24 protein-coding genes are annotated in these 24,040 nt (G+C 71.1%); 21 read left to right on the top strand and 3 right to left on the bottom strand.

What is annotated here, in order from left to right; genetic code table 11:
- The 13 genes from ACYVO6_RS10950 (at window position 1) to ACYVO6_RS10890 (ending at window position 13,548) form a co-directional block, all read left to right on the top strand.
- Window positions 1-1,047, top strand: coding sequence for a succinylglutamate desuccinylase/aspartoacylase family protein (locus tag ACYVO6_RS10950; RefSeq protein WP_461059839.1), 1,047 nt, complete (start codon window positions 1-3; stop codon window positions 1,045-1,047).
- A gap of 47 nt (window positions 1,048-1,094) precedes the next feature.
- On the top strand, window positions 1,095-2,201 hold the full coding sequence (locus ACYVO6_RS10945) for an ABC transporter substrate-binding protein (protein WP_461059837.1): 1,107 nt from the start codon (window positions 1,095-1,097) through the stop codon (window positions 2,199-2,201).
- The gene (locus tag ACYVO6_RS10940; protein WP_461059835.1) at window positions 2,194-3,333 is read left to right on the top strand and encodes an ABC transporter ATP-binding protein; all 1,140 of its coding nucleotides are present in this window, start codon (window positions 2,194-2,196) and stop codon (window positions 3,331-3,333) included. Before ACYVO6_RS10945 ends, ACYVO6_RS10940 begins: the two co-directional genes overlap by 8 nt.
- A complete protein-coding gene (locus ACYVO6_RS10935; protein WP_461059833.1) occupies window positions 3,330-4,259 on the top strand; it encodes an ABC transporter permease in 930 nt (309 codons plus the stop codon). The genes ACYVO6_RS10940 and ACYVO6_RS10935 overlap by 4 nt, the downstream gene beginning before the upstream one ends.
- A complete protein-coding gene (locus ACYVO6_RS10930) occupies window positions 4,256-5,125 on the top strand; it encodes an ABC transporter permease (RefSeq protein WP_461059831.1) in 870 nt (289 codons plus the stop codon). The genes ACYVO6_RS10935 and ACYVO6_RS10930 overlap by 4 nt, the downstream gene beginning before the upstream one ends.
- Window positions 5,122-6,513, top strand: coding sequence for an aminotransferase class III-fold pyridoxal phosphate-dependent enzyme (locus ACYVO6_RS10925; protein ID WP_461059829.1), 1,392 nt, complete (start codon window positions 5,122-5,124; stop codon window positions 6,511-6,513). The genes ACYVO6_RS10930 and ACYVO6_RS10925 overlap by 4 nt, the downstream gene beginning before the upstream one ends.
- Window positions 6,514-6,535: 22 nt before the next feature.
- The gene (locus ACYVO6_RS10920) at window positions 6,536-7,489 is read left to right on the top strand and encodes a succinylglutamate desuccinylase/aspartoacylase family protein (RefSeq protein WP_461059827.1); all 954 of its coding nucleotides are present in this window, start codon (window positions 6,536-6,538) and stop codon (window positions 7,487-7,489) included.
- Window positions 7,486-8,946 carry an aldehyde dehydrogenase family protein gene (locus ACYVO6_RS10915; protein ID WP_461059825.1) on the top strand — a complete coding sequence of 487 codons (1,461 nt, stop codon included), beginning with the start codon at window positions 7,486-7,488 and terminating at the stop codon, window positions 8,944-8,946. Before ACYVO6_RS10920 ends, ACYVO6_RS10915 begins: the two co-directional genes overlap by 4 nt.
- Window positions 8,943-9,896: an aldo/keto reductase gene (locus ACYVO6_RS10910; RefSeq protein WP_461059823.1), complete on the top strand. Its 954-nt coding sequence runs from the start codon at window positions 8,943-8,945 to the stop codon at window positions 9,894-9,896. Before ACYVO6_RS10915 ends, ACYVO6_RS10910 begins: the two co-directional genes overlap by 4 nt.
- Window positions 9,897-9,941: 45 nt before the next feature.
- Window positions 9,942-10,613, top strand: a complete 672-nt coding sequence (locus ACYVO6_RS10905) for a haloacid dehalogenase type II (RefSeq protein WP_461059821.1) — start codon at window positions 9,942-9,944, stop codon at window positions 10,611-10,613.
- A 39-nt stretch (window positions 10,614-10,652) separates the two neighbouring features.
- Window positions 10,653-11,936 carry an NAD(P)/FAD-dependent oxidoreductase gene (locus ACYVO6_RS10900; RefSeq protein WP_461059819.1) on the top strand — a complete coding sequence of 428 codons (1,284 nt, stop codon included), beginning with the start codon at window positions 10,653-10,655 and terminating at the stop codon, window positions 11,934-11,936.
- A gap of 83 nt (window positions 11,937-12,019) precedes the next feature.
- Window positions 12,020-12,424, top strand: coding sequence for a RidA family protein (locus ACYVO6_RS10895; RefSeq protein ID WP_461059817.1), 405 nt, complete (start codon window positions 12,020-12,022; stop codon window positions 12,422-12,424).
- The gene (locus ACYVO6_RS10890) at window positions 12,421-13,548 is read left to right on the top strand and encodes a DegT/DnrJ/EryC1/StrS family aminotransferase (protein WP_461059815.1); all 1,128 of its coding nucleotides are present in this window, start codon (window positions 12,421-12,423) and stop codon (window positions 13,546-13,548) included. The genes ACYVO6_RS10895 and ACYVO6_RS10890 overlap by 4 nt, the downstream gene beginning before the upstream one ends.
- Window positions 13,549-13,655: 107 nt before the next feature.
- Here the strand turns inward: ACYVO6_RS10890 and mftR are convergent, their stop codons facing one another.
- Window positions 13,656-14,306 carry a mycofactocin system transcriptional regulator gene (gene mftR, locus ACYVO6_RS10885; RefSeq protein ID WP_461059813.1) on the bottom strand — a complete coding sequence of 217 codons (651 nt, stop codon included), beginning with the start codon at window positions 14,304-14,306 and terminating at the stop codon, window positions 13,656-13,658.
- 81 nt (window positions 14,307-14,387) lie between these two features.
- On the opposite strand from mftR, the gene mftA reads away from it, so the two are divergent.
- The 8 genes from mftA to ACYVO6_RS10845 all read left to right on the top strand — a co-directional run bounded on the left by mftA (window position 14,388) and on the right by ACYVO6_RS10845 (window position 21,556).
- Window positions 14,388-14,522 carry a mycofactocin precursor MftA gene (gene mftA / locus ACYVO6_RS10880; RefSeq protein WP_461059811.1) on the top strand — a complete coding sequence of 45 codons (135 nt, stop codon included), beginning with the start codon at window positions 14,388-14,390 and terminating at the stop codon, window positions 14,520-14,522.
- Between the two features lie 12 nt (window positions 14,523-14,534).
- Window positions 14,535-14,828 (top strand): mycofactocin biosynthesis chaperone MftB, encoded by a 294-nt coding sequence (gene mftB, locus ACYVO6_RS10875; protein WP_461059809.1) that lies wholly within the window; start codon window positions 14,535-14,537, stop codon window positions 14,826-14,828.
- Entirely contained in the window at window positions 14,825-16,072 is a 1,248-nt protein-coding gene (gene mftC, locus ACYVO6_RS10870) for a mycofactocin radical SAM maturase (protein ID WP_461059807.1), read from the top strand. The genes mftB and mftC overlap by 4 nt, the downstream gene beginning before the upstream one ends.
- A gap of 67 nt (window positions 16,073-16,139) precedes the next feature.
- On the top strand, window positions 16,140-17,324 hold the full coding sequence (gene mftD, locus ACYVO6_RS10865) for a pre-mycofactocin synthase MftD (protein ID WP_461059805.1): 1,185 nt from the start codon (window positions 16,140-16,142) through the stop codon (window positions 17,322-17,324).
- Window positions 17,321-18,001 (top strand): mycofactocin biosynthesis peptidyl-dipeptidase MftE, encoded by a 681-nt coding sequence (gene mftE / locus ACYVO6_RS10860; RefSeq protein ID WP_461059803.1) that lies wholly within the window; start codon window positions 17,321-17,323, stop codon window positions 17,999-18,001. The genes mftD and mftE overlap by 4 nt, the downstream gene beginning before the upstream one ends.
- Window positions 17,998-18,798 carry a mycofactocin-coupled SDR family oxidoreductase gene (locus tag ACYVO6_RS10855; protein WP_461059801.1) on the top strand — a complete coding sequence of 267 codons (801 nt, stop codon included), beginning with the start codon at window positions 17,998-18,000 and terminating at the stop codon, window positions 18,796-18,798. The genes mftE and ACYVO6_RS10855 overlap by 4 nt, the downstream gene beginning before the upstream one ends.
- Entirely contained in the window at window positions 18,795-20,195 is a 1,401-nt protein-coding gene (mftF, locus tag ACYVO6_RS10850; RefSeq protein WP_461059799.1) for a mycofactocin biosynthesis glycosyltransferase MftF, read from the top strand. The genes ACYVO6_RS10855 and mftF overlap by 4 nt, the downstream gene beginning before the upstream one ends.
- Entirely contained in the window at window positions 20,192-21,556 is a 1,365-nt protein-coding gene (locus ACYVO6_RS10845) for a CoA transferase (RefSeq protein ID WP_461059797.1), read from the top strand. The genes mftF and ACYVO6_RS10845 overlap by 4 nt, the downstream gene beginning before the upstream one ends.
- Here the strand turns inward: ACYVO6_RS10845 and ACYVO6_RS10840 are convergent.
- Window positions 21,513-22,907, bottom strand: a complete 1,395-nt coding sequence (locus ACYVO6_RS10840) for an amidohydrolase family protein (protein ID WP_461059795.1) — start codon at window positions 22,905-22,907, stop codon at window positions 21,513-21,515. The genes ACYVO6_RS10845 and ACYVO6_RS10840 overlap by 44 nt on opposite strands.
- A complete protein-coding gene (locus ACYVO6_RS10835) occupies window positions 22,897-23,949 on the bottom strand; it encodes an enoyl-CoA hydratase/isomerase family protein (RefSeq protein ID WP_461059793.1) in 1,053 nt (350 codons plus the stop codon). The genes ACYVO6_RS10840 and ACYVO6_RS10835 overlap by 11 nt, the downstream gene beginning before the upstream one ends.
- Between the last annotated feature and the right edge of the window lie 91 nt (window positions 23,950-24,040).

The following is a 24,040-nucleotide window of genomic DNA, read 5'->3' as shown; positions in this document are numbered from 1 at the left end:
ATGACCGACAAGCTCCACATCGGCCCCCTGAGCGCCGAGCCCGGCTCCAAGACCCGCGGCACCGTCCCCGCCGACCTCGGCACCCTCACCGTGGACATCCCGCTGACCCTGGTCAACGGCGCCCACCCCGGCCCACGCGTCGTCATCACCGCCGGTGTGCACGGCGGCGAGTTCACGCCCATCGACGCCGCCGCACGGCTCACGACGTTGCTGGAACCCGGCGAGGTGCACGGGCAGGTGATCATCTGCCCGGTCGCCAACCCCCCTGCGGTCTACCAGGGCCGACTCAACGTGTCCCCGGTCGACGGCGTGAACATCAACCGCGTCTTCCCCGGCGACCCCGACGGCAGCCCCACCGAGCGGCTGGCCGCCTGGCTCTTCGCCCACCTGGTCGACGGCGCCGACGTCTACATCGACCTGCACTGCGGCGGCATCGACCAGGTCCTGCGCGACTTCGTCGGGTACCGCCTCACCGGTGACCCGGACCTCGACAACAGGACGGCCGGCCTGGCCGGGTCCTTCGGCACCGAGGACGTCATCCTCGGGCTGACGGCCGAGGGCGGCAACAGCCACGCGGCCGCGGCCCGCCGGGGCATCGCGGCGGTCCTCGTCGAGGCCGGCGGACTCGGCCAGCGCGACGCGGCCACGGCCCGCCGCCGCGTCGACGGCCTGTACCGGGCGCTGCGCCACCTGGGCGTGCTGGACCCGGACGACTCCACCCCGGCGCCCATCCGCGAGTGGGTTTGGGCCGCCGGGGTCACGGCAGAGGCCACCGGCCTGTGGTACCCGGAGTTCTCCGCCGGTGACGACGTGGCGGAGGGCGAGGTCATCGGCCGCATCATCGACCCGGCCGACAGCCAGGAGTACAAGATCCATGCCCCGGCCGGCGGGCGGATCTTCTACGGCATGCACGGCCTCACCGTCGCCCCCGGCGACGAACTGGCCGCCATCGCCACCCCATGGGACCCCGACCCGACCAAGCGACCCGCCACCCTCCGGACCCCCGGCGCGGGCGTCGCACCCGACCAGGCGAATCCCCGCCCGTAGACCCCCACCCCCTTCTCACGCCCAGTAGCACCACCAGGAGGCACACGATGAGAGACGCCCGGATGGACCGCAGGCACTTCCTGCGCGGAGTCGGCGGAGTCACGGCGGGTCTCGCCGCCGCGACCGCCCTCAGCGCCTGCGGCACCGGCAGCAGCCGGACCGCCGCCGCCAGCGGCGCCAAGAGCTCCAAGACGCTGGTCGTCCGCGACAGCGGTGGCACCTATGGCGAGGCCAACCAGAAGGCGGTCTACGACGCCTTCACCAAGAAGACCGGCATCACCGTCAAGGTGGTCAACTTTCCGGGCACCCAGATGCTCGCCCAGATGAAGCAGGGCAGGCCGCAGTTCGACGTCATCGACGGCTCGATGAGCGATTACGTCGAGTGGCAGCCGGAGGACGTCCTGGAGGCACTGGACTACGACCGGTTGAAGCACGCCAAGAACGCCGGCATCGCCGAGTCCCTGCTCACACCTACCGCGGTCGGCAAGAACTACTGGGCCAGCGTCATGGCGTACCGCACCGACGCCTTCGACGGAAAGAAGCCCGAGTCTTGGGCGGATTTCTGGGACACCAAGGCGTTCTCGGGAAACCGCGCCCTGCAAGCCCTCGACGCCGACCTGCCGGAGCTGGAGTTCGCTCTCCTCGCCGACGGCGTACCGCTGGACAAGCTGTACCCCCTCGACGTCGACCGCGCCTTCAAGGCCCTCGACGAGATCAAGGGATCCATCCGGAAGTACTGGGACACCGGCGCGCTGCCCGGCGTACTCCTCGGCCGCAAGGAGGTCGTCGCCACCAGTGTCTGGCACGGCCGCCTCGATGACCTGATCAAGGGTGGCTCGCCGATGGCGTACCAGTGGAACGGCGCGCGTCGGCAGAGCAACGGCTTCGCCATCCCCAAGGGCTCCGCGAACCTCGACGCCGCCTACCAGCTCGTCGACTTCGCCATGCGGCCCGAGGTGCAGGCCGCGTACGCCGAGACCTACCCCATGGCTCCGGTCGTGCCCGCCGCCTACAAGAAGCTCTCGGAGGCCACGGCCGCGAACCTGGCCAGCTCTCCCGAGCACCTGGAGTCCGGTTTCGACCTGGACGTCGCGTGGTGGATCGAGAACCAGGACGCCGTGTCCAAGCGCTGGCAGGAGTGGACGCATGCCTGAGACGGACGTCATGACCGAGCTTCCCCTCGCCTCCCCGGCGAGCCTGACCGGTTCCGGAAAACCCCTGTCGGTGAGCCGGCTTCGCAAGACGTACAGCGGCGTCACCGCCGTCGACGAGGTCTCCATGGAGATCGCGGCGGGGGAGTTCGTCACCTTCCTGGGGTCCTCCGGCTCCGGCAAGACCACCACCCTGATGATGATCGCCGGGTTCACCGAGCCCGACTCCGGCAGCATCGTCGTCGGCGGCAAGGACGTGACCCGCCTCGCCCCGCAGAAGCGCGGCCTCGGCTTCGTCTTCCAGCAGTACCTGCTCTTCCCGCACATGACGGTCTGGGAGAACGTCGCCTTCCCGCTGCAACTGCGCGGTGTGCCGAAGACGGAGCTGCGCCGCCGGGTCGGCGAGACCCTGGAGATGGCCGGGCTGTCCGGCATGGCCCGGCGCCGCCCGCGCGAGCTGTCCGGCGGTCAGCAGCAGCGGGTCGCGCTGTGCCGGGCCCTGGTCTACCGGCCACCGGTGATCCTGATGGACGAACCGCTCGGCGCCCTGGACAAGAAGCTGCGCGACCAGCTCCAGACCGAGATCAAGCGCATCCAGCAGGAACTCGGCCTGACCGTCATCTATGTGACGCACGATCAGGAAGAGGCCCTTGTCCTCTCCGACCGGATCGCGGTGATGCGGGACGGGCTGATCGACCAGTTCGACACCCCGCAGGAGCTCTTCGAGCGCCCCTGCACCCCGTTCGTCGCCGACTTTCTCGGCGCCGCCAACTTCCTCCCGGGCCGTCTGGAGGAGCAGACGGCGGACCACACCCTCGTACGACTCGACAGTGGCGGCCTGCTCACAGCCCGCGCGCAGTCAGTTCCGGACGGTGCACGGGTCCGTGCGGCGGTCCAGCCCGGCCGGCTCGCCCTGTGTACGCCCAGCGACGGGTTCTGCAGCGGGACCGTCGAGACGGTCACCTACGTCGGCACGCTCGTACGCGTCACGGTCCGCGCTGAAGGCGGCGCGGACACCGACCTCGTACGACTCGAGCTGCCCGCCGGACGCGCCCCCGCACTCGGCGAGAGCGTCGGCCTGACCGCCGATCCCGCCAACGTCAGCGTCTTCGCCGACGCGGAACACGGGGGGTGAGAACCGTGGCCGTGCTGGCTCCGGCACCGAGCCCCACCGCTCCCGTGCCCCAGAAGAAGCGACCGAAGCGCGTTTCGCTGTCCGACCGGCGCACCCGCTTCGGACTGCTCAACGCCACACCCGTCGTCGTCTACCTCCTGATCCTCTTCGTCTATCCGATCTTCAGCACCCTGATGCTGAGCCTCGAGGGCGAGGACGGCGGCTTCACCCTCCACTGGTACGCCGACGCCTTCCGCGGCGCCAACCTGGAGATCCTGCTCACCACCCTGCGCATCTCCCTCGAGACCTCCGCGCTCGCCCTGGTCATCGGCTTCGCGCTGGCCTCCGCGATCTCCCGGCTCAAGCCCCTGTGGGCGGGCCTGGTGATGCTGGTCGTGGTCGTGCCGCACTTCATCAGCGCCCTTGTGCGCACCTACGGCTGGATCATCCTGCTCGGTGACAACGGCGTGGTGAACAACGCCCTGACGGACCTTCACTTCCCGGGCGCCCCCTTCCAGATGCTCTACAACGAGATCGGGGTCGTCATCGGCACCACCGCCGTGATGCTGCCGTACACCGTGCTGCTGCTGTACGCGGTGATGCGCGGCATCGACCGGCGGCTGCTCGCCGCCGCGGCCAGCATGGGCGCCGGACGGATCACGATCTTCCGAAGGGTCTACCTCCCCCTGGTGGCCCCCGGCCTGGTCAACGCCGGAATCCTGTGCTTCATCCTCTGCCTCGGCTACTACCTCACCCCCGCCCTCATGGGCGGCGAGAAGCAGACCATGGTCGCCTCGCTCATCGACGAGCAGGTCATGAAGCAGAACCAGTGGAACAGCGCCGCGGCGCTCGGCATCATCCTGCTGCTGCTCACCTTCGCCGGACTGCTGCTCCTGCGGCTGGCCAAGGCCGTCAGCGAAAAGGCGCGGAATCGGGGTACGTCATGATCGGGCTGCGCTCCACTCTCACCGGACGGATCACGCTGACCGTCCTCTCCACCCTGATCCTGCTGTTCCTCGCCCTGCCGATCGTCGTCATCGTCGTCACCTCCTTCGGCGCCGACGCCTTCGGCTCCTTCCCGCCCGACGCCTGGACGCTCGGCTGGTACGAGCAGCTCTTCGCCGACGGCAGCAAGTGGCCGGCCGCGCTCTCCGTGAGCGCCCTGGTCGCCTCCATGACCACCGTCTTCTCCCTCATCCTGGGCATGACGGCCGCCACGGCGCTCGTCCGCAGCAACCTGCCGCTGCGCACGGCGGTCTACGGACTGGTCCTCGCCCCGCTGGTGATCCCCCAAGTCGTCATCGCGCTGGGCCTGTTCCTGCTCTTCGAACCGGCCGCGATGCTCGGCAGCCCGATCGCCATCGCGCTGGGCCACACCGTGCTCGCCTCACCGGTCGCCGTGATGATCCTCATGGCCACGCTGAAAGGCATCGACGAACGCCTGGAGGACGCGGCGGCCAGCATGGGCGCGAGCCGGCTGACCGTCGCCCGGCGCATCACCTTCCCGCTGGCCATGCCCGGGGTGGTCGCCGCCGCGATCTTCTCCTTCATCACCAGCTTCGACGAGTTCTTCATCTCCCAGTTCCTGTCCTCCGTGGACACCGTGACCCTGCCGGTCGAGGTGTTCAACGTCCTCCAGTACAACGTCGACCCGTCGGTGACCGCCGTCAGCGCGATCCTCATCGCGGTCGCCGTCGTGGCCCTCGCACTGGTCGGTGTGGTCCGCCGGCTCAGCGGCTCCGGCAAGCAGGGCGGCCTGCTGCCCACGGATCCCGCGGTGGGCCTGTCCGCCGGAAGTGAGACCGCATCATGACCACCAGCACCCGCACCCCCGCAGGGGAACTGTCCGCCACCGCGGCCAGACACCTCCTGCTCAACATGACCCCCAACGGCTCGCTGGGCCAGGACGGCGAGAACCTCTTCGTCGTACGGCGTGGCGAGGGCCCCTACGTCGACGACGCGGACGGCAACCGCTACATCGACGGCCTCTCCGGCCTGTACTGCTGCCAGCTCGGCTACTCCTACGCCCCCGAGTTCGCCGAGGCGGCGGGCAATCAGCTGCGCGACCTGTGCTTCAGCCCGCTGTGGTCCACCTCCGCGCACCCCGCGGCCATCGAACTCGCCGAACGGCTGTCCCGTATCGCCCCCGTCGACATCGAGCACACCTTCTTCTCCGGCGGTGGCGCCGAAGCCGTCGAGACCGCCTGGAAGATCGCCCGCCGCTACCACGCGCTGCGCGGCGAGGCGGGCCGAACCAAGGCGATCTCCCGCCGCGGCGCCTACCACGGACTGACCATCGGCGCCCTGTCGTTCACCGACGACCCCGGGCTGCGTGAGCCGTACGGCCCCGGGGCGATCGAGACCCGGTTCGTGTCCAACACCAACCGCTTCGGTCTCGCCCCCGAGTACATCGACGATGAGACGTTCACCGCCCGGCTGCTCGCCGAGCTGGAGGCCGCGATCCTGGCCGAGGGCCCGGAGACGATCGCCATGCTCATCGCCGAGCCGGTGCAGAACCGCGGCGGCTGCATCACCCCGCCCCAGGGCTACTGGCCCGGCCTGCGCGCCCTGGCCGACCGGTACGGCTTCCTGCTCGTCGCCGACGAGGTCATCACCGCCTTCGGCAGGCTGGGGGAGTGGTTCGGCGGCGACTGCTACGGCGCCCGCCCGGACATCGTCACCGTCGCCAAGGGCATCACCGCCGGCTACGCCCCCATGGGAGCAACTCTGGTCAGCAATAGCGTAGTTGACGTCATCAACCGGCCCGGCGTGGTCCTCAACCACGGCTACACCTTCGCCGGGCACCCGCTGAGCGCGGCCATCGCCCTGCGCAGCCTGGAGATCATGGAGCGCGACCGGATCCTGGAGAACGTGCGGGATCAGCAGGGCCATCTCGCCGACCGCATGGCGTCCCTGGGCGCGCTGCCGATCGTCGGTGACGTACGCGGCGCCGGGTTCTTCTACGCCTGCGAACTCGTCGGCGACCTCGACGGCGGCGGCTTCAGCGACACCGCCCGTGCCGACCTGATCGTCGACCTGATCCCGCGCAGGCTGCGCGAGGCCGGACTCCTGGCCCGCGTCTACAACCGTTCCGCCCCGCTGGTGCAGATCGCGCCCCCGCTGATCAGCGACCGCCAACTCCTCGACCGTATCGCCGACATCCTCGCGGACACCCTCGACGAGGCGTCCGCCCGTCTGTAACCCCTGCTTTGAAAGGAACGACATGTACTCCATCGGTCAGCTGACCGTCGCCCCCGGCGAGCGCGCCCAGGGCCTCATCCCGGTCGGCACCAGCAGCTACGGCGTGGAGCTCGGCATTCCGCTCGTCGTCGTCAACGGTGCCCAGGACGGCCCTGTGCTCTGCGTGGACGCGGGCGTGCACGGCGACGAGTACGACGGCCAGGAGGCCGTCCGCCGCGTCCTCGCCGAGATCGACCCGGCCACCCTGCGCGGCACCTTCGTCGGTATCCCCTGCATGAACACCCCGGCCTTCGAGGCGGCGGCCCGCACGAGCGGCCTGGACTACCTGAACCTCAACCGGATCTTCCCGGGCGACGCGGACGGCTCGTACTCCCTGCGCCTGGCCGCCACCTTCGTCGAGCAGGTCGTCCCCGCCATCGACGCCCTGGTCGACCTGCACACCGGCGGCACCTTCGGTGAGATCGCCCCGCTGGTGATCCTCCAGGGGGGCTACGAGGAACTGGCGACGGACCTGGCCCTGGCTGCCGGGCACGAGCTGGTCTGGAAGGGCGGCAAGTGGGGCGGCACGGTCCGCCACCCCACCCTCGCGGCGGGCAAGCCCGCCGTCACGATCGAGGTCGGCGGCGGCACCTACCGCGAGCAGAACGTCGCCCTTCACATGCACTCGATCCGCAACATCATGCGGCAACTCGGCATGATCGACGGCGCGGCGGAGCTGCGGGACACCTACACGACCGTCTCCGGCACCTTCGCCCGCTCCGACGCCGGCGGCTTCTTCGTCGGTCACGCCGAGCCGGGGGAGACCTGCAAGGAAGGCGACCTGATCGCCACCATCGTCGACCACTACGGCAACACGCTGGAGGAGGTCAGCGCCCCGCAGGACGGCATCGTGCTCTGGGTGCGCCGGATCCGTACGGTCCGTCCGGGCGACGAGGTCGTCATCTTCGGTGAGGTGCAGGGGGAGATCCAGCCATGACCGGCGAACTGCCCCTGACGCAGCTGCTGATCGACGGCAAGGAGGTCCCCGCCGCCGACGGCCGCAGTTTCACGGCCCTGGACCCGTCGAACGGCACGGCCATCGCCCACGTGACGCTGGCCGGCAAGGCGGACGTGGACCAGGCGGTGGCCGCGGCCAGGGCGGCCTTCACGGCGCCCGAGTGGGCGCGGATGCGTGCCGCCGACCGGGGGCGGGTGCTCTACCGCATCGCGGAGGCGATCCGCTACCAGGGCGAGCGGTTGGCCCGCCTGGAGAGCCAGGACGTGGGCAAGCCGCTGCGCCAGGCGAAGGCAGATGTCGAGGCCGCCGCCCGCTACTTCGAGTTCTACGCGGGCGTCGCCGACAAGCTCGGCGGCACGACGATCCCCCTCGGCCCCGGCCTGATCGACTACACCGTCCGCGAGCCGATCGGCGTCTCCGGCCAGATCATCCCGTTCAACTACCCGCTGCAGAACACCGCCCGGGGTTCCGCCCCGGCGCTGGCCGCGGGCTGCACGGTGGTGCTCAAGCCCTCCCCGGAGGCGCCGCTCACCCCGCTGGAGATCGGCCGCATCGCCCTGGAGTGCGGGCTGCCGCCGGGCGTGCTGAACGTCGTTCCCGGCGACGGGGAGACCGGCGCGGCCCTGGCCGGCCACCCGGACATCGACCAGGTCACCTTCACGGGCTCGGTGCCGACCGGCATCAAGGTCGCCCAGGCGGCCGCCGCCAACGTGGTGCCTTCGGTCACGGAGCTGGGCGGCAAGTCGCCGGTCGTCGTCTTCGCCGACGCCGACTTCGACCTGGCGCTCGGCGCCATCGCGGCCTCGGCCTTCGGCAACGCCGGCCAGACCTGCTCGGCCGGTACCCGGCTGCTGCTCCAGCGCGGTGCCGAGGAATTCCTGGACAAGCTCGTCGAGCACGCGGCCTCCTTGCGCCTGGGTCCTGGCCTCACGGACCCGGACGTCGGCCCGCTGGTCGCCGCCCGGCAGCGCGACCGGGTCCTGGGCTACCTGGACCTGGCCCGGCAGGAGGGCGCCACGGCCCGGGCGGGCGGCGGTGCCCCCTCCGCCCCGGCGCTCGCCGGCGGCTACTACATCGAGCCCACGGTCCTGACCGGCCTGACCAACCAGGCTCGTTGCGCCCGTGAGGAGATCTTCGGCCCCGTCATCACGGTCATCGAGTTCGACGACGTGGACGAGGCCTTGGAGATCGCCAACGACAGCCCCTACGGCCTCTCCTCCTACGTCTGGACCCGCGACATCGACAAGGCCATGCGCCTGGCGGAAGGCATACGGGCCGGACAGGTCAACATCAACGCCACCGGCGTCGGCACCGGCATCGAGCTGCCCTTCGGCGGCTACAAGCACAGCGGCTGGGGCCGGGAGAAGGGCCTGGAGGCGCTCGCCAGCTATACGCAGACCAAGAACGTCTGCATCGGATTCGGAGCCCGGTCATGAGGTATCGCAGACTCGGCGCACGCGGACCGTCGGTCTCGGTGGTCGGCGTCGGCGGCAACAACTTCGGCTCCCGCCTCGACGAGGACGGAACCAAGGCCGTCGTCCACGCGGCCCTCGACGCCGGGATCACCCTGTTCGACACCGCCGACATGTACGGCGGGTTCGGCGACCTGGGTGGCGCACGCGGCGACGGTGAACGGCTGCTGGGCGCCGCGCTCAAGGGGCACCGCGACGACGTCATCGTGGCCACCAAGTTCGGTATGGAGATGTCCGCCCCCGGAGAAGGAGGGGAAGCGGAACGGCACGGCCCGCGCGGCTCCCGCCGCTATGTCCGGTACGCAGTCGAGGCCTCGCTGCGCCGTCTCGGCACCGAGTGGATCGACCTGTACCAGTACCACGAGCCGGACGGCGTGACCCCGCTGGAGGAGACCGTCGAGGCCCTCCTGGAGCTGGTGGGAGAGGGCAAGATTCAGTACATCGGCTGCTCCAACCTGCCCGCCGAACAGCTCAGCGATGCCTTCGTCTCCACCCAGGCCCGCTACCACCTCCTTGACCGCAGCGTGGAGCAGGATCTGATCCCCGCCTGCCTGCGCCACGGCGTCGGTCTCCTGCCGTACTACCCCCTCGCGAACGGCCTGCTCAGCGGCAAGTACCGGCGCGGCGAGCAACCCCCGCCCGGCAGCCGGCTGTCCTGGCGGCAGGGCTGGCTGACCGACGAGGCCCTGGACCGCGTCGAGGCGCTCACCGAGTACGGCGCCGAACGCGGCCTGACGCTCCTCCAGGTGGCCGTGGGCGGACTGGCCGCCCTCCCCGCCGTCGGCTCCGTCATCTGCGGCGCCATGACCCCCGAACAGGTCACCGCCAACGCGGCGGCGGCCGACTGGGTCCCCGACGCGGCCGACCTGGCCGCACTCGACGCGATCGTCGCCCCCGGCGAGCAAGTCGTCTGAACTCCCCAACTCCCTTACTCCACCCGCGAATCGAGGCTGAACACCATGCGAGAGATCGTCACCTTCGACGCCTACGGCACCCTGATCGACTTCCAGCTCGGCCCCACCACCCTGAAGATCCTTGCCGACTCCGGCCGGCTGGACCTGGACGGACTGGACGTCGACGAGTTCCTCGACGACTTCCGCGTCATGCGCTTCCAGGCCGTCCTCGAGGCCTACCGTCCCTACCACGAGATCCTGCACTCCAGCCTGCAGATGGCCATGCGCCTGCACGGCCTGGAGTACCGCACGTCCGACGGCGACGCCCTCGTCGAGGCGGTCCCCACCTTCGGCCCGTTCCCCGAGGTCCCGGACGCCCTGCGCGCGCTGAAGAGCAAGTACGAGATCGCCATCATCTCCAACACCGACGACAACCTGATCGCGCGCAACGTCGAGAACATCGGCGTGGAGTTCGACCACGTCATCACCGCCCAGCAGGCGGGCGCCTACAAGCCGGACCGCCAGACGTTCGAGCACGCCTTCAAGACCATGGGCGTCGAGCCGTCCCAGGTCATCCACACCGCCCAGGGCTGGGAGTACGACCACATCCCGACCCGCGACCTCGGCCTGAAGCGCCGGGTGTGGATCAACCGCTACGGCCACCCCGGCAGCGCCGACTACCAGCCCTACGACGAGCTGCGCGACCTGTCGGGCCTGCCGGCGCTGCTCGGCTGCTGAGAACACCGGTACGACACGGACGATGTGAGGACGCACGCCATGAAGCAGATCCCCTACTGGCTCGACACCGCTCCCGCCCTGCCCGACCGGTCCGGAAAGGACCTGCCCGACGAGGCGGACGTGGTGGTCATCGGCGGCGGCCTCACCGGCCTGTCCACCGCCTACCACGCCGCCCGCAAGGGCGCCCGGGTCGTCCTCGTAGAGAAGGACAAGGTCGGCTCGGGCGCCTCAGGCCGCAACGGCAGCATGTGCACCCAGGGCATCACCATCAGCCCCGCCGAGGCCCGCAAGCGCTACGGCCAGGAGCGCGCCCGCGAGCTGTACGACGCCTTCCGCGACGCGGTCGACCTCGTCGAGGAGCTCACCCGCACGGAGAACATCGACTGCGACTTCAACCGCTCCGGCCGGCTCGGCGTCGCCTTCAAGCCGCAGCACTTCGAGAGCATGCGGGCCAAGCAGCGCGACCTGGCCGAGAACTTCGGCCACGAGACGGTCGTACTGAGTAAGAGCGAACTGCGCGCCGAACTCGGTTCGGACTACTACCACGGCGCCCTGCTCGACCCGCTCAGCGCGGGCCTGCACGTCGGCAAGTTCGTCCACGGCCTGGCCGAGGCCGCCGAACGCGCCGGCGCGGAGATCCACGAGCGCAACGCGGCCACCGGCCTCACCCGCCTGCCCGGCGGCGGCTTCGTGGTCGATACCCTCAACGGCACGATCCGCGCCAAGCAGGTCATGGCCGCCACCGACGCCTACACCGACAAGGCGCTGCCCTGGTTCCGCAAGCGGCTGATCAACGTCGGCAGCTTCATCATCGTCACCGAGCCGCTCGGTGAGGCACGCGCCAAGGAGCTGATCCCCAACGCCCGCCTGGTGGTCGACTCCAAGAACATCGGCCACTACGTCCGCCTCACCCCCGACAACCGCCTCGCCTTCGGCGGCCGGGCCCGCTTCGCGCCCTCCAACCCGGCCTCCGACGTCAAGAGCGGCGACGTGCTGAAGCGGGAGATGACGGAGATCTTCCCGCAGCTGGCCGGGGTGCGGATCGACTACGTGTGGGGCGGCATGGTCGGCTTCTCCTGGGACCGCCTGCCGCACGCGGGCGAGGCGAACGGCCTGTACTACTCCATGGGTTACTGCGGCCACGGCGTCCAGATGGCCACCTACATGGGCCGGGCGGTGGCCGAGATGATGGACGGCCGCCCGGAGGCCAACCCGCTGCGCGGCCTCGGCTTCCCCAAGGTCCCGGTCCCCTTCTACAACGGCACCCCGTGGTTCCTGCCGTTCGGCGGCGCCTACTACAAGGCCAAGGACCGACTGCGCTGACCCCGACGATTCATCGGAAGGGCCGGTGGCGGCGCCCGCCCGGCACTGGCCCTTCCGATCCGCAACGGCAAGGAAAGTCCCTGATGCTCAATCCAGTCGAAATCTCCAGCCCCGACGACGTTGCGCCGGGCCTGACCTACGAACACGCTGCGCGTGCCGGAGATTTCATCTTCGTGTCCGGCCAGATCGCCAAGGACGAGACCGGTTCGTGGGTCGGCGGCGACGCGACAAGCCAAGCCAGACAGGTCTATCGGAACCTGGATCGCGTTCTGACCCATATGGGCGCCACACGGTACGACGTGGTCAAGGTCACGACCTTCCTCACCGACGTGACGGACAAGGATGCCGTGACGAAGGTGCGGCTCGACTACTTCGGGGATCATCGTCCGCCGCATACCGGAATGACCGTCGCCGCCCTGGGCTTTCCGGAAATCACGATGGAAGTCGAGGCCGTGGCCTATCTCCCGAAGGTCAGGGTCGCCCCATGAGAGTCGCGCTCTACGATCACGCCAAGCTCTATCGTGAGCACCGCAAGGAGATCGACGCCGCGATCGCCCGAGTACTGGAAAGCGGACAGTTCACCTGGGGCGAAGAAGTGCCGGGTTTCGAGGAGGAATTCGCGAACTGGGTCGACGCGCGGCACGCTGTTGCCGTCGGCTCGGGTACGGCCGCCCTGACAGCCGCGCTGCGCGCGCTCGGGATCGGGCCGGGAGACGAAGTCATCACGGTGGCGAATACCGATCTCGCCGACTCGGCGGCGATCAGCGCGGTCGGTGCGTCCGTCGTCTGGGCCGACATCGACCCCGAGTCACGCTGCATCGACACCACCGCGTGCGAAGCCGCGATCACGCCACGGACCCGCGCTCTGCTGCCGGTCGACATGTACGGCCATCCCGCCGACATGATCGAGATGCGGCGCATCGCCGATCGCCATGGCCTCGCGCTCGTCGAGGACGCCTGTCTCGCGCTCGGTGCGGAGATCGACGGCAGGAGGCTCGGCAGCCTGGCCGATGTCACCTGCTTCAGCTTCGCCCCGGGAAAGCACCTCGGCGCCTACGGAGCCGCGGGCGCCTGTACGACACAGGACGCCGCTCTGGCAGAGCGGATCCGTAAGCTCGCGTCCAACGGTCAGGCTCGTGGACGCCACTACGGCGCCAAGCCGAGCCTCGGCCTGCACCACGAGACGGAGGGCCACAACCAGCAGATGGACGAGCTGCAGGCCGCCATCCTGCGCGCCAAGCTGCCCCATCTCGACGAGGCGCTGGCGGTGCGCCGCGCCCAGGCCGGCCGCTATACCGAACGTCTCGCCGGCCTGGCCGATCTGCCCGGACAAAAGACAGGCTTCCGTCATGCCTGGCGGAACTACGTCATCGAGCTTGACCGAAGAGATGCGCTGGCCGCTCATCTCTTCGCACAGGGGATCGGCTGCAATGCGCTCTACTCCCCGCCGATGCATCTCCAGCCGGTCTATGAGGGTCGCGGATGCGCTGCCGGCAGCCTGCCCAGGACGGAGCGTTCGGGCAATCGGCTTCTTGGTCTGCCAGTGGGACCGCATCTGAGTCTCCACCAGATCGACATCGTCGCCGAGGAGGTCCGCGCCGGATTGGCCTGATCCACGGCGACTGGTGTGGGAGCGAGCAGGACCAGCCGGGGCCGCGTACGCGCGAGCTCCTCGATCCGCCGCGGGCGGCATCGTCGAAATATTTGCCCTGCGGCTGGTCAGCCTGCGCGTTTCACTTGAGCCGCCCCCGGTTCGTACGTCTGAAAACCGGGCGCGAGCGCGCGCAGCGCCTCGTCGAGGAACTCGGGGAGGTGGGAGCCGTCGTGGCGCAGCCACTGTTCGTAGGCGGCCACGGCGGCGCCCAGGCAGGCGTGGGCGATCACCTGGGGCAGCAGGGCGTCCACCGGCCGGCCGAGGCGGTGGGCGGCGAACTCGGCGATCACGGCGCGCCATTCGGCGTACCGGAGCGTGGAGTGGGCCTGCAGCGCGGGCACTTGCATGATCAGTGACATCCGCAGGCGATGCCAGGGGATCTGGGATGCGTCGAGGCGGTTGAAGTCGACGATGGCTTCCCGGAGGGCGTCCATCATCGGTGTCTCGCGCGGGTACGCGGCGAGCACCGCCCGCATGCGTCGCAGTTCCGCCTCGAAGTCGCCCCAGACCGCGTCGTTCTTCGACCTGTAGTAACGGAAGAAGGTGCGCCGGCCGATGCCGGCGGCGGCCGCGATGTCCTCGACGGTGACCTCGTCGAAGCCACGCGCGGCGAAGAGCCGCAGGGCGTGCTGTTCGAGTTGTCCGCGGGACGTCGACGGTCGGCGTCCGGTGCGGGAGGTCCGGTCGGTGCTGGGTGAACTCGGCGACTTCTGCACGCACTCTTCCTTTCGGCACCAGGTGCCATTATGGTCCCGAAGTGAGAGAACGGCATATCCAGTGCGGAGAGGAAGCTTCTCATGACTGCTGATACGCAAGCCTCCGGTGCCCTTGACCAGGACGAGCGGCCGGCCGAGTCGGCCGGGGACGACCTGGTCGAGGACGACCTGCTGGTCGAGGAGGTCTCCATCGACGGCATGTGCGGCGTGTACTGAACCGGTCCTGTGATGCCCCCCTTCGACATGGACCGGCCCTGGGCCCTGCACCCCCAGGTCGCGGTGCGCCCCGAACCCTTCGGGGCCCTGCTCTACCACTTCGGTACCCGGCGGCTGTCGTTCCTCAAGGACCGCAAGCTCCTCGACGCCGTAAGCCTCTTGGCCGACCGGCCCAGCGCCGCGGCCGCCTGTGCGGACGCCGGGATCCGCGACGGCGAGTTGATCCGCTATCGAGGAGCCCTGACGACGCTCGCCGGCTCCCACATGATCGTGGAGCGCAACTCCCAAGGAAGGGAGGCGACATGACCAGCCCCGCGACCCGAATGACCGCCCCCGCGACCCGTCTGGTGGACCACTTCCAGTACGGCCTGGACGCCCCGATCTGCCTGACCTGGGAGCTGACCTACGCCTGCAACCTGTCCTGCGTGCACTGCCTCTCCAGCTCCGGCCGCCGCGACCCGCGCGAACTGAGCACCGAGGAGTGCAAGGCGGTCATCGACGAGCTCGAACGCATGCAGGTCTTCTACGTCAACATCGGCGGCGGCGAACCCACCGTCCGCCCCGACTTCTGGGAACTGGTCGACTACGCCACCGCCCACCGCGTGGGCGTGAAGTTCTCCACCAACGGCATCAGGATCACCCCGGACGTGGCGCGCCGCCTCGCCGCCTCCGACTACGTGGACGTACAGCTGTCCCTGGACGGCGCCACCGCCGAGGTGAACGACGCCGTGCGCGGCGAGGGCTCGTACGCGACCGCCCTGCGCGCGATGGACCACCTGCGGAAGGCGGGCTTCGCCGGATTCAAGATCTCCGTGGTGGTCACGCGGCGCAACGTCGGCCAACTCGACGCGTTCAAGCAGCTCGCGGACCGGTACGGCGCCCAGCTGCGGCTCACCCGGCTGCGGCCGTCCGGCCGCGGCGCCGACGTCTGGGACGAACTGCATCCGACCGCCCGGCAGCAGAAGGAGCTGTACGACTGGCTGGTGGCGCGCGGCGAGGACGTGCTCACCGGGGATTCGTTCTTCCACCTGTCCGCCTACGGCGACGCGCTGCCCGGGCTGAATCTCTGCGGGGCGGGCCGGGTGGTGTGCCTGATCGACCCGGTGGGTGACGTCTACGCCTGTCCGTTCGCCATCCACGACGCCTTCATGGCCGGCAGTGTGCGCGACGAGGGCGGATTCACCAGGGTCTGGCGCGAGTCGTCGCTCTTCGCCGATCTGCGCAGCCCGCAGTCGGGCGGCGCGTGCACGAGCTGCTCGGCGTTCGACGCCTGCCGGGGCGGCTGCATGGCGGCGAAGTTCTTCACCGGGCTGCCGCTGGACGGTCCGGACCCGGAGTGCGTACGGGGCCACGGCGAGGCGGGCCTGGCGGATCCGGAACGTACGATCCCGGCTCCCGTCCAGGACCACTCGCACCGCACCACCCGCAAGCCGGTCCGTGAGCCGGTGTTCGTGGCCATCGGCAAGCGGCCCGAGGGTTCCCGGACGCCACCGGTGTCCGCGTGCGCGGAACATCCGCTCGCCGGGTTCCGTCCCTCCGAACTCCCTTAGACCGAACTCCCTTGGACAGAAGGCCCCTTGCCCGGTCCGGGCCGATCCGCAACGAATGAGGTGCGTCATGGGCAATCGTTGGTTCGAGACCGTCGAGCACGCCCGGCGGCGAGCCGAGAGGCGACTCCCGAAGTCCGTCTACAGCGCCCTGCTCGCAGGCTCCGAGGCCGGTGTGTCGTACCGGGACAACACCGCCGCCTTCCAGGAACTCGGCTTCGCCCCGCACGTGGCGGACCTCTCCGCCGAGCGGACCACGGCGACCACGGTCATGGGCCAGGAGATCGCTCTCCCGGTGATCATCTCGCCCACGGGGGTCCAGGCCGTCCACCCCGACGGCGAGCTGGCCGTCGCCCGGGCCGCCGCCGCGCGGGGCACCGCGATGGGCCTCAGTTCCTTCGCGAGCAAGCCGGTCGAGGACGTCGTGGCGGCCAACCCGCGCACCTTCTTCCAGATGTACTGGCTCGGGTCGAAGGACTCCATGATCCGGGTGATGGAGCGCGCCCGCGCCGCCGGGGCCGCTGGTCTGATCGTCACCCTCGACTGGTCCTTCTCCCATGGCCGTGACTGGGGCAGCCCCTGGATTCCGGAGCGGCTCGACCTCAAGGCGATGGCCAAGCTGGCTCCCCAGGGCCTGACCCGACCGGGCTGGCTGCTCGACTACGCCCGCTCCGGCCACCTCCCGGACCTCACCACCCCCAACCTGGCCGACCCCGACGGGAACGCTCCGGCCTTCTTCGGCGCGTACGGCGAGTGGATGAGCACCCCGCCGCCCAGCTGGGACGACATCCGCTGGATGCGGGACGAGTGGGAGGGTCCGTTCCTGCTCAAGGGGATCTCGCGCGTCGACGACGCCCGGCGTGCGGTGGACGCCGGGGTCACCGCGCTCTCGGTGTCCAACCACGGCGGCAACAATCTCGACTCCACCCCCGCACCCATCCGAGTACTGCCCGCGGTGGCGGACGAGGTCGGCGACCAGGTCGAGGTCCTGCTCGACGGCGGTGTCCGGCGCGGAAGTGACGTCGTGAAGGCCCTGGCACTCGGCGCTCGGGCGGTGATGATCGGCCGTGCCTGTCTGTGGGGGCTCGCGGCGGCCGGGCAGGCCGGGGTGGAGAACGTCCTCGACATCATGGCCGGGGGCATCGACTCGACGCTACGTGCCCTCGGCCGCTCCTCGGTCCACGAACTGGCCCCGGGCGACGTCCTGGTCCCCCCGGGCTTCACCCGCACACCGGGCGCCGGGGAGCCGACATGACGGAACTGGCCCGGATGGCCTGGTCCGCAGTGCCGGACCGGCCCCTCGTCCTGGTGCCGCTCGGCTCCTTCGAACAGCACGGCCCCCATCTGCCTCTGGACACCGACACGAGGATCGCCGACGCCGTCGCGTGTGGTGCGGCCCGGCGGCTGCCGGGGCCGGTGCTCGTGGCGCCGCCGGTCGTGTACGCCGCCAGCGGGGAGCACCAGTCCTTCCCCGGCACCGTCTCCATCGGCAACGAGGCGTTGCGCTTCGTGCTCGTGGAACTCGTCCGTTCGCTCTCCCTCTGGTCGGGCCGCGTCGTGTTCGTCAACGGCCATGGCGGCAACGTCCGTTGCCTCGCCGAAGCGGTCGCCCAACTGGCCGAGGAGGGGCGGGACGTGGTGTGGGTGCCCTGTTTCCCCGAGGGAGGCGACGCGCACGCCGGTCACACCGAGACCTCGCTCATGCTCCATCTCGCCCCGGAACTGGTGGACATGACGCGGGCGCACGCAGGAAACCCGGCGCCGATCGCGGAGTTGATGCCCTCCATCCTCGCCGGAGGAGTCGGCGCCGTCTCACCGTCCGGTGTGCTCGGCGACCCGACGACCGCGACGGCTGAGGACGGGGCACGGCTCCTCGACGAGATGGTCGCCGACGTGGCCGACCGCCTGTGCCCGCAGGGGGCACAGCCATGACCGGACGCGTCGCCCTCGTGACCGGCGCCGCGCGGGGCATCGGCGCGGCGACGGTACGGGCCCTGTGCGCCGAGGGATACGGGGTGCTCGCGCTGGACAGCTGCGCGGGCAGCGGCCCCGAGCGCGGCACCGGCGTGCAGTACGCGCTCGCCGCCCCTCAGGACCTGGAGAAACTCGGCGCCGAGTACCCCGACCAAGTGCTCGTCGAGGTCGCAGACGTACGCGACAGGGGCGCGCTGGACGCGGCAGCGGCCAGGGCGGTCGCCCACTTCGGCAGACTCGATGCCGTGGTCGCCGCCGCGGCCGTCATCTGCGGCGGCCGGCCCCTCTGGGAGACACCCGAGGCGCAACTGCGGACCCTGTGGGACATCGACCTCATGGGCGTGTGGAACACCGCCGCCGCCTGCGTGCCCCACCTGCTCGACGGACCCGACCCGAGCGGCGGCCGGTTCGTCGCCGTCGCCTCGGCAGCCGGCACCCGCGGCCTGTTCCACCTCGGCGGCTACGGCGTCGTCAAGCACGCCGTCATCGGCCTGGTGCGGGGGCTCGCCGCCGACCTCGTCCACACCGGAGTGACGGCCGTGGCCGTGTCCCCCGGCTCCACGCGCACCCCCATGCTGGAGGCGACGGCCGCGCTCTACGGCCTCGACGACGTCGAGTCCTTCACCGGCTCGCAGCTCACCGGCCGGCTCAACGAACCGGACGAGGTCGCCGCACTCATCGCCTTCTGCTGCTCCCCGCACGGCGGCGTCGCCAACGGCGCCGTCATGAGCGCGGAAGGAGGCTTCCGGGGGTGAGCGCGACACTGCCGCCGGGCTCGGTCGTCCAACTCGGGCCCCGGGTAAGGGAGTACGACGGTGGCCGCGTCCTCGTCGGTGGCGCACCGCCACGCCTCGTACGGCTCGGAACCCGTGCCGGGCCGCTCCTGAAGAACCGCAGGATCCGCATCGATGCCCCGACCTCCGCCCGTCTCGCGGAACGGCTGGTCGCCCTGGGCATGGCTCATCCAGTTGCCCGCGAGCTTCCCCCGATCGACCCGGCGTGCCTGACGGTCGTCGTACCGGTCAGGGACCGGGCGGGGGAGTTGGAGCGGCTGCTGGCGAGCATCGGTGGGCAGGCGCCGGTGATCGTGGTCGACGACGGCTCGTACGACCTGTTGGCCGTGACCCGAGTGGCAGTACGGCACGGCGCCCGACTCGTGGCCCTGGGCGACAACCGGGGCCCGGCGGCTGCTCGCAACGCCGGTCTACGGCAGGTCCGTACGCCTTTTGCGGCCTTCGTCGACTCCGATGTCGTCCTCGACCCCGACGCCCTGCCGACGCTGTTGCGGCATTTCCATGACCCACGACTGGTCCTCGCGGCCCCGCGCGTCCTGGGCCTGGACAACTCCAGGGGCTGGGCCGCGCGGTACGAGGCCGCGCGTTCCTCGCTGGATCTCGGACCCGACCCCGCTCTCGTGCATCCCCGCTCGCGCGTGTCGTGGGTCCCGAGTGCCTGCCTGGTCGCCCGCGTCGACGCGCTGGGGCACGGGTTCGACGAGAGCCTGCGCGTCGGTGAGGACGTCGACCTGGTGTGGCGACTGGCCGCCGAGGGGCGGCGGGTTGGCTACGACCCGTCCGTGACGGTCCGGCACGACCACCGCACCCGCGTGCCCGACTGGCTGGCGCGCAAGGCCTACTACGGCTCCGGGGCGCACGCACTGGCCGTGCGGCACGGCTCCGCGATCGCCCCGGCCGCCCTGACGCCGTGGGCGGCGGCGGTGGCGGCCGCGCTGCTCGCCCAGCGTCGCTGGTCCGTGCCGGTGGCGGCCGCGGTGCTCGCGACGGTGTGCCGCGGATACGCCCGCGACGTCACCGCCGGCAGTGCCGATCCGCGGCGGCTCGCCGTCTCCCTGACGGGACTTGGGCTGGCCGCCACGGCGGAACAGGCAGCGGCTCTGCTGCTGCGCCACTGGTGGCCGCTCAGCGCGGCGGGCTGCCTGGTGTCGCGCCGGGTGCGCAGGGCGACCCTGCTCGCGGCGGTCGCCGACGGGCTCCTCGAACACCGGCGCACCGCCCCGGACTTGGATCCGTTCCGCTTCGTCCTGGCCCGGCGTCTCGACGACCTCGCCTACGGCGCAGGTCTGTGGGCGGGCGCGGTCCGGGGGCGGTCCCCGCGCTGTCTCCTTCCCGACATCCGCAGGCGCGCCCGGTGAACGGCGATCCCGCCGAGACCGTACGGCGCTGGCTGCGCACCCTCGGCGACATCACGTACGAGTCCGTCGGCCCCACCGACCTTGGGTGTCCGCTCCTGGACTGGGCGGCGTCCGGAGCCATGGAGCTGACCGGTGAGGCGGGCGGCCCGCCCGTCCTGTCCCCCGGACCGATGCCGTCCCTGCTGAACGAGGTCGGGAGCGCGCTGTACCGGCTGAGCGCCGAGGCCGGACGGCCGGTGCACATCGACCCGGCCCTCCTGCTCGGCGGGCGTGCGGGCGCCCTGGGGCTGACCCGGCGGGGCCGTACCTCCGCAGGTGGCGCGACCCGGCTGCTGCGGACGGCGGACGGATGGTGCGCGGTGACCCTGAGCCGCCCGGACGACCTGGACCTCGTCCCCGCGATGCTCGGCCGGGCCGGCGTGACAGACCCGTGGCAGGAACTCGACGCAGCCGCACGCGACGCCGAGGCGCGTCAACTCGCCACGTACATAAGGATGTTCGGGGTCCCCGCCGCCGCCCTGCCGCCCACGCCGCCCGTCGTCGACGTGCCGTGGCGGGTCTCGTCGATTGCCGAACCCGACGGGGACATGAGGATGGAGGGCGCCCTGGTCGTGGACTTCTCCTCCCTGTGGGCCGGCCCACTGTGCGCCCACCTGCTCGGCCGGGCCGGTGCCCGGGTCGTCAAGGTGGAGAGCACCCGGCGGCCCGACGGCGCGCGTCGCGGAAACCGGCGGTTCTTCGACTGGCTGCATGCCGGGCACGAAAGCGTCGCCGTCGACTTCACCTCGGCCGAAGGGCGCGCGGCGCTCGCCGAGCTGGTCCGCGCCGCCGATGTGGTGATCGAGGCGTCCCGGCCGCGCGCCCTGGCCCAGTTGGGGCTGGCTCCGGAGGAACTCGACCATCGTGCGGGCAGGGTGTGGGTCAGCATCACGGGGTACGGCCGCGGCCGCCCCGACCGGGTCGCCTTCGGCGACGACGCGGCCGTCGCCGGCGGGCTCGTCGGCTGGTCGGACGGCGAGCCGGTGTTCTGTGCCGACGCGATCGCGGATCCGCTGACCGGGCTGGTCGCCGCGCTGGGTGCGATCGGCTCGCTGGTCCGCGGCGGCGGGCAGCTGATCGACGTCTCGATGCGAGACGTGGCGGCGGCGTTCGCCGGGTGTCCGCCGGTCGACCACGGGCCGCATGGGGTACGGACGGACGCCGCCGGGGTGATGGTGGAGTGCCCGGTGCTCGGCCGGACGCAGGTGGTTCTCCCGCCGCGCCTGCCGGTACCGGAAGGAACGGCGGCCGCCATGGGCGCCGACACGGCCCGGATCCTCAGCCGAGGTTCTCCGCTCCGTGCACGACCTGCCCCTCGATGAAGGTGGCCCGCACGTGCCCGGCGTCCGGTGCCCGCAACGCCTCCGTCAGCGGCCGGTCCAGCAGGACGAGGTCCGCCGAACGACCGGCTGCGACCTGCCGCGGGGGACCGCCGGGATCCCGCAGCGGGGAGAGCAGGCCCCGCAGGACCGTCCGCGCCGGGGTCCGTTCGTCGGGCCCGAGCAAACGACCGGACGAAGTCAACCGCCCGGACGCCGCCCGCAGGCAGGCCCACGGGTCGGGGTCCCCGTACGGAGCGTCGCTGCTGGGCGCCACCGGGACGCCTGCCCGCAGCAGTCCGGCGTACCGCCACAGGTCCGGCCGGTCCTCGGGCTCGACGCGGTCCCAGTAGTCGTCGCCGCGGCGGGCGACCAGCGTCGGCTGGGTGACCACCCGGATTCCCCGTACGGCCAGTTCCTTGGCGGCGGACAGGTCGGCGACGGCGCAGTGCTCCACCCGGTCGCCGTCCACTCCGCCCGCCTGGTCGAACGCGGCCAGCGTCAGCGCCAGGGCCGTGCGGGTCACGCAGTGCACGGCCACGGGTCGGCCGCCGGCATGCGCTCGTCGTATCCGCCGGGTCAGGGCGTCGAGGTCCGGGAGTACGTGGTCGGCGACGACCAGCTTCACCGGGCCGATGCTCAGGCGCGGGTGGGCTGGTACGTCCAGGTCGGGCGCCATCACCATGACGTGCTGGGGGAGTTCGTCCCGCCGTACGGCGTCGGCCACGGCCTCGGCGGCACTCGCGTCCGGCGTGGCGTCCGCGACGTGGGTGACACCGAGGGCGGCCAGCCGTTCACCCACCGGACGCAGGGACGGCGGATGTCCGCCGAGGGCGTCGCGCAGCCAGGCGTCGGCACGCCACAGCCGTCCGGTGGGCCGACCGGCGGGGTCGCGCTCGATGCCCTTGTTCGAGGATGCCCGGGCTCCAAGCCTTTCGAGCCCGGCGGAGTTGATCAGCCACAGCGCCCCCGACCGGTGCTGCATACGCACCGGCACCGTGCGCCTCCACACGTCGAGTACGTCCCGGTCCAGGTCGCCATGGACCCCCTCGTCGTAGCCGACCGCACGCACCCACCCGTCCTCGCCCGCCACCGCCCCCGAGAGCAGCGCGGCAAGGCTGTCGTGCGACACGGCGGACACGTCGAGCGAGGCGTCCCGTGCCGCCATGGCCGCGAGGTGCAGATGGTGATCGGCGAGGCCGGGAAGCAGGGCGCCGCCATCCCCTCGTACGACCAACTCACCTGAGAAAGCTGGCAGTTGACGGTCGACCTCTGCCACCACACCGCCGCGGATCCGGCAGTCGACCAGGCGGCCCCGGACTTCCACGCCACGCAGGAGCAGCTCACCCGTCATGACCCTCGACCTCGTCCACCAATCCCCACCGCAAGGCGGTCGCGGCATCGATCCGCGCCCCGCTCAGCATCATCCACGCCGCCCGCCACCGGCCGATCCGCCGCGGCACACTCACCGTCCCGCCGGCGCCGGGCACCAGTCCCATCGCCACCTCGGGCAGCAGGAAGTACGCGTCGGGCGAGGCCACCACACGCCCGGCGAAGGCGGCCATCTCGATGCCCGCGCCCACGGCCGCCCCCTGCACCCGGACCGTCACCCGCTCCCGCATCCGGTCGATCAGCCGCCACGGCGCACGCTCCAGCCGTACCAAATACGCCGCCACCAGGTCCTTCGCTGTACCGAATTCGGCGAGGTCGCCGCCGCTGCAGAACACCCGGCCGGAACCGGTCAGTTCGACCTCGTCGATCGTGTCGTCGAGGGCGGCGATCTCCAGTGCCTCGAACAGCTCCTCCCGCATGCGGAAGCTGAAGGCGTTGCGCCGCTGTGGACGGTCGAGCAGGACCGACAACCTGCCGTCGTCCCGGTGCACGCGGACCAGCGGCTGGTCTGTTCCGGGGGAACGAGCCGCGCCCCGTTCGGCCAGCCACGCCGCGAACTCGGTCCCACCGAGCAGCATCGAGTACGCCGCCGCCTCGGCCGTCAGCCCCTGAAGCGTGCCGAGCGACGGTGTCTGACGCAGCAACTGCCCCAGGGCGAGGCTCGCTCGGGGACGACGTCCGACGACGTCGGCCAGCTCGCCGTAGGCCTTCTGCGGATCCTCCACGGACACCAACTGCCGGGCATCCGCCTCGACTTGTGGCCCGGCCAGGGTCACGGCCAGTGCCTCCAGCAGCGGACGCAGCCGGTCCGGCGGCTGCCGTGTCGCCACGCCGATGGTCAATGACAGGGAGCCGGTCACCCGGGCGGCGGCGTCCGCGATGCTGCTCGGATCGGCCTGGTGCCAGTCGTCGAGGACCAGACAGCGCACCGGATTCCCCGGCCGCCCGTCGGGACCGAGCATCAGGCCCTCGTCGATGTCCACCTGGATGTCCACCTGGCTCATCTGGCCAGCGTAATCGCGGCGCGCGAGGCCGTTACCCCCGCAACCGCTGGACCGCCCGCTGACCGTCGCAGCGCGCATCATCAGCAGTTCG

This window comes from Streptomyces pseudoechinosporeus (assembly GCF_054783935.1).
Note: the sequence above shows the minus strand (reverse complement) of the source record. Positions and strands in the feature narration are given on the sequence as shown.

Excerpts from the sequence above, each read along its gene's own strand:
- ACYVO6_RS10945 (WP_461059837.1), top strand. The coding sequence starts at position 1,095 with ATGAGAGACGCCCGGATGGACCGCAGGCACTTCCTGCGCGGAGTCGGC.
- ACYVO6_RS10905 (WP_461059821.1), top strand. The coding sequence starts at position 9,942 with ATGCGAGAGATCGTCACCTTCGACGCCTACGGCACCCTGATCGACTTC.
- mftE (WP_461059803.1), top strand. The coding sequence starts at position 17,321 with ATGACGGAACTGGCCCGGATGGCCTGGTCCGCAGTGCCGGACCGGCCC.
- ACYVO6_RS10840 (WP_461059795.1), bottom strand. The coding sequence starts at position 22,907 with ATGACGGGTGAGCTGCTCCTGCGTGGCGTGGAAGTCCGGGGCCGCCTG.
- ACYVO6_RS10900 (WP_461059819.1), top strand. The coding sequence starts at position 10,653 with ATGAAGCAGATCCCCTACTGGCTCGACACCGCTCCCGCCCTGCCCGAC.
- mftC (WP_461059807.1), top strand. The coding sequence starts at position 14,825 with ATGACCAGCCCCGCGACCCGAATGACCGCCCCCGCGACCCGTCTGGTG.
- ACYVO6_RS10940 (WP_461059835.1), top strand. The coding sequence starts at position 2,194 with ATGCCTGAGACGGACGTCATGACCGAGCTTCCCCTCGCCTCCCCGGCG.
- ACYVO6_RS10910 (WP_461059823.1), top strand. The coding sequence starts at position 8,943 with ATGAGGTATCGCAGACTCGGCGCACGCGGACCGTCGGTCTCGGTGGTC.
- ACYVO6_RS10925 (WP_461059829.1), top strand. The coding sequence starts at position 5,122 with ATGACCACCAGCACCCGCACCCCCGCAGGGGAACTGTCCGCCACCGCG.
- ACYVO6_RS10835 (WP_461059793.1), bottom strand. The coding sequence starts at position 23,949 with ATGAGCCAGGTGGACATCCAGGTGGACATCGACGAGGGCCTGATGCTC.
- ACYVO6_RS10920 (WP_461059827.1), top strand. The coding sequence starts at position 6,536 with ATGTACTCCATCGGTCAGCTGACCGTCGCCCCCGGCGAGCGCGCCCAG.
- mftA (WP_461059811.1), top strand. The coding sequence starts at position 14,388 with ATGACTGCTGATACGCAAGCCTCCGGTGCCCTTGACCAGGACGAGCGG.
- ACYVO6_RS10915 (WP_461059825.1), top strand. The coding sequence starts at position 7,486 with ATGACCGGCGAACTGCCCCTGACGCAGCTGCTGATCGACGGCAAGGAG.
- ACYVO6_RS10890 (WP_461059815.1), top strand. The coding sequence starts at position 12,421 with ATGAGAGTCGCGCTCTACGATCACGCCAAGCTCTATCGTGAGCACCGC.
- ACYVO6_RS10930 (WP_461059831.1), top strand. The coding sequence starts at position 4,256 with ATGATCGGGCTGCGCTCCACTCTCACCGGACGGATCACGCTGACCGTC.
- mftD (WP_461059805.1), top strand. The coding sequence starts at position 16,140 with ATGGGCAATCGTTGGTTCGAGACCGTCGAGCACGCCCGGCGGCGAGCC.
- ACYVO6_RS10950 (WP_461059839.1), top strand. The coding sequence starts at position 1 with ATGACCGACAAGCTCCACATCGGCCCCCTGAGCGCCGAGCCCGGCTCC.
- ACYVO6_RS10895 (WP_461059817.1), top strand. The coding sequence starts at position 12,020 with ATGCTCAATCCAGTCGAAATCTCCAGCCCCGACGACGTTGCGCCGGGC.
- mftB (WP_461059809.1), top strand. The coding sequence starts at position 14,535 with ATGCCCCCCTTCGACATGGACCGGCCCTGGGCCCTGCACCCCCAGGTC.
- ACYVO6_RS10855 (WP_461059801.1), top strand. The coding sequence starts at position 17,998 with ATGACCGGACGCGTCGCCCTCGTGACCGGCGCCGCGCGGGGCATCGGC.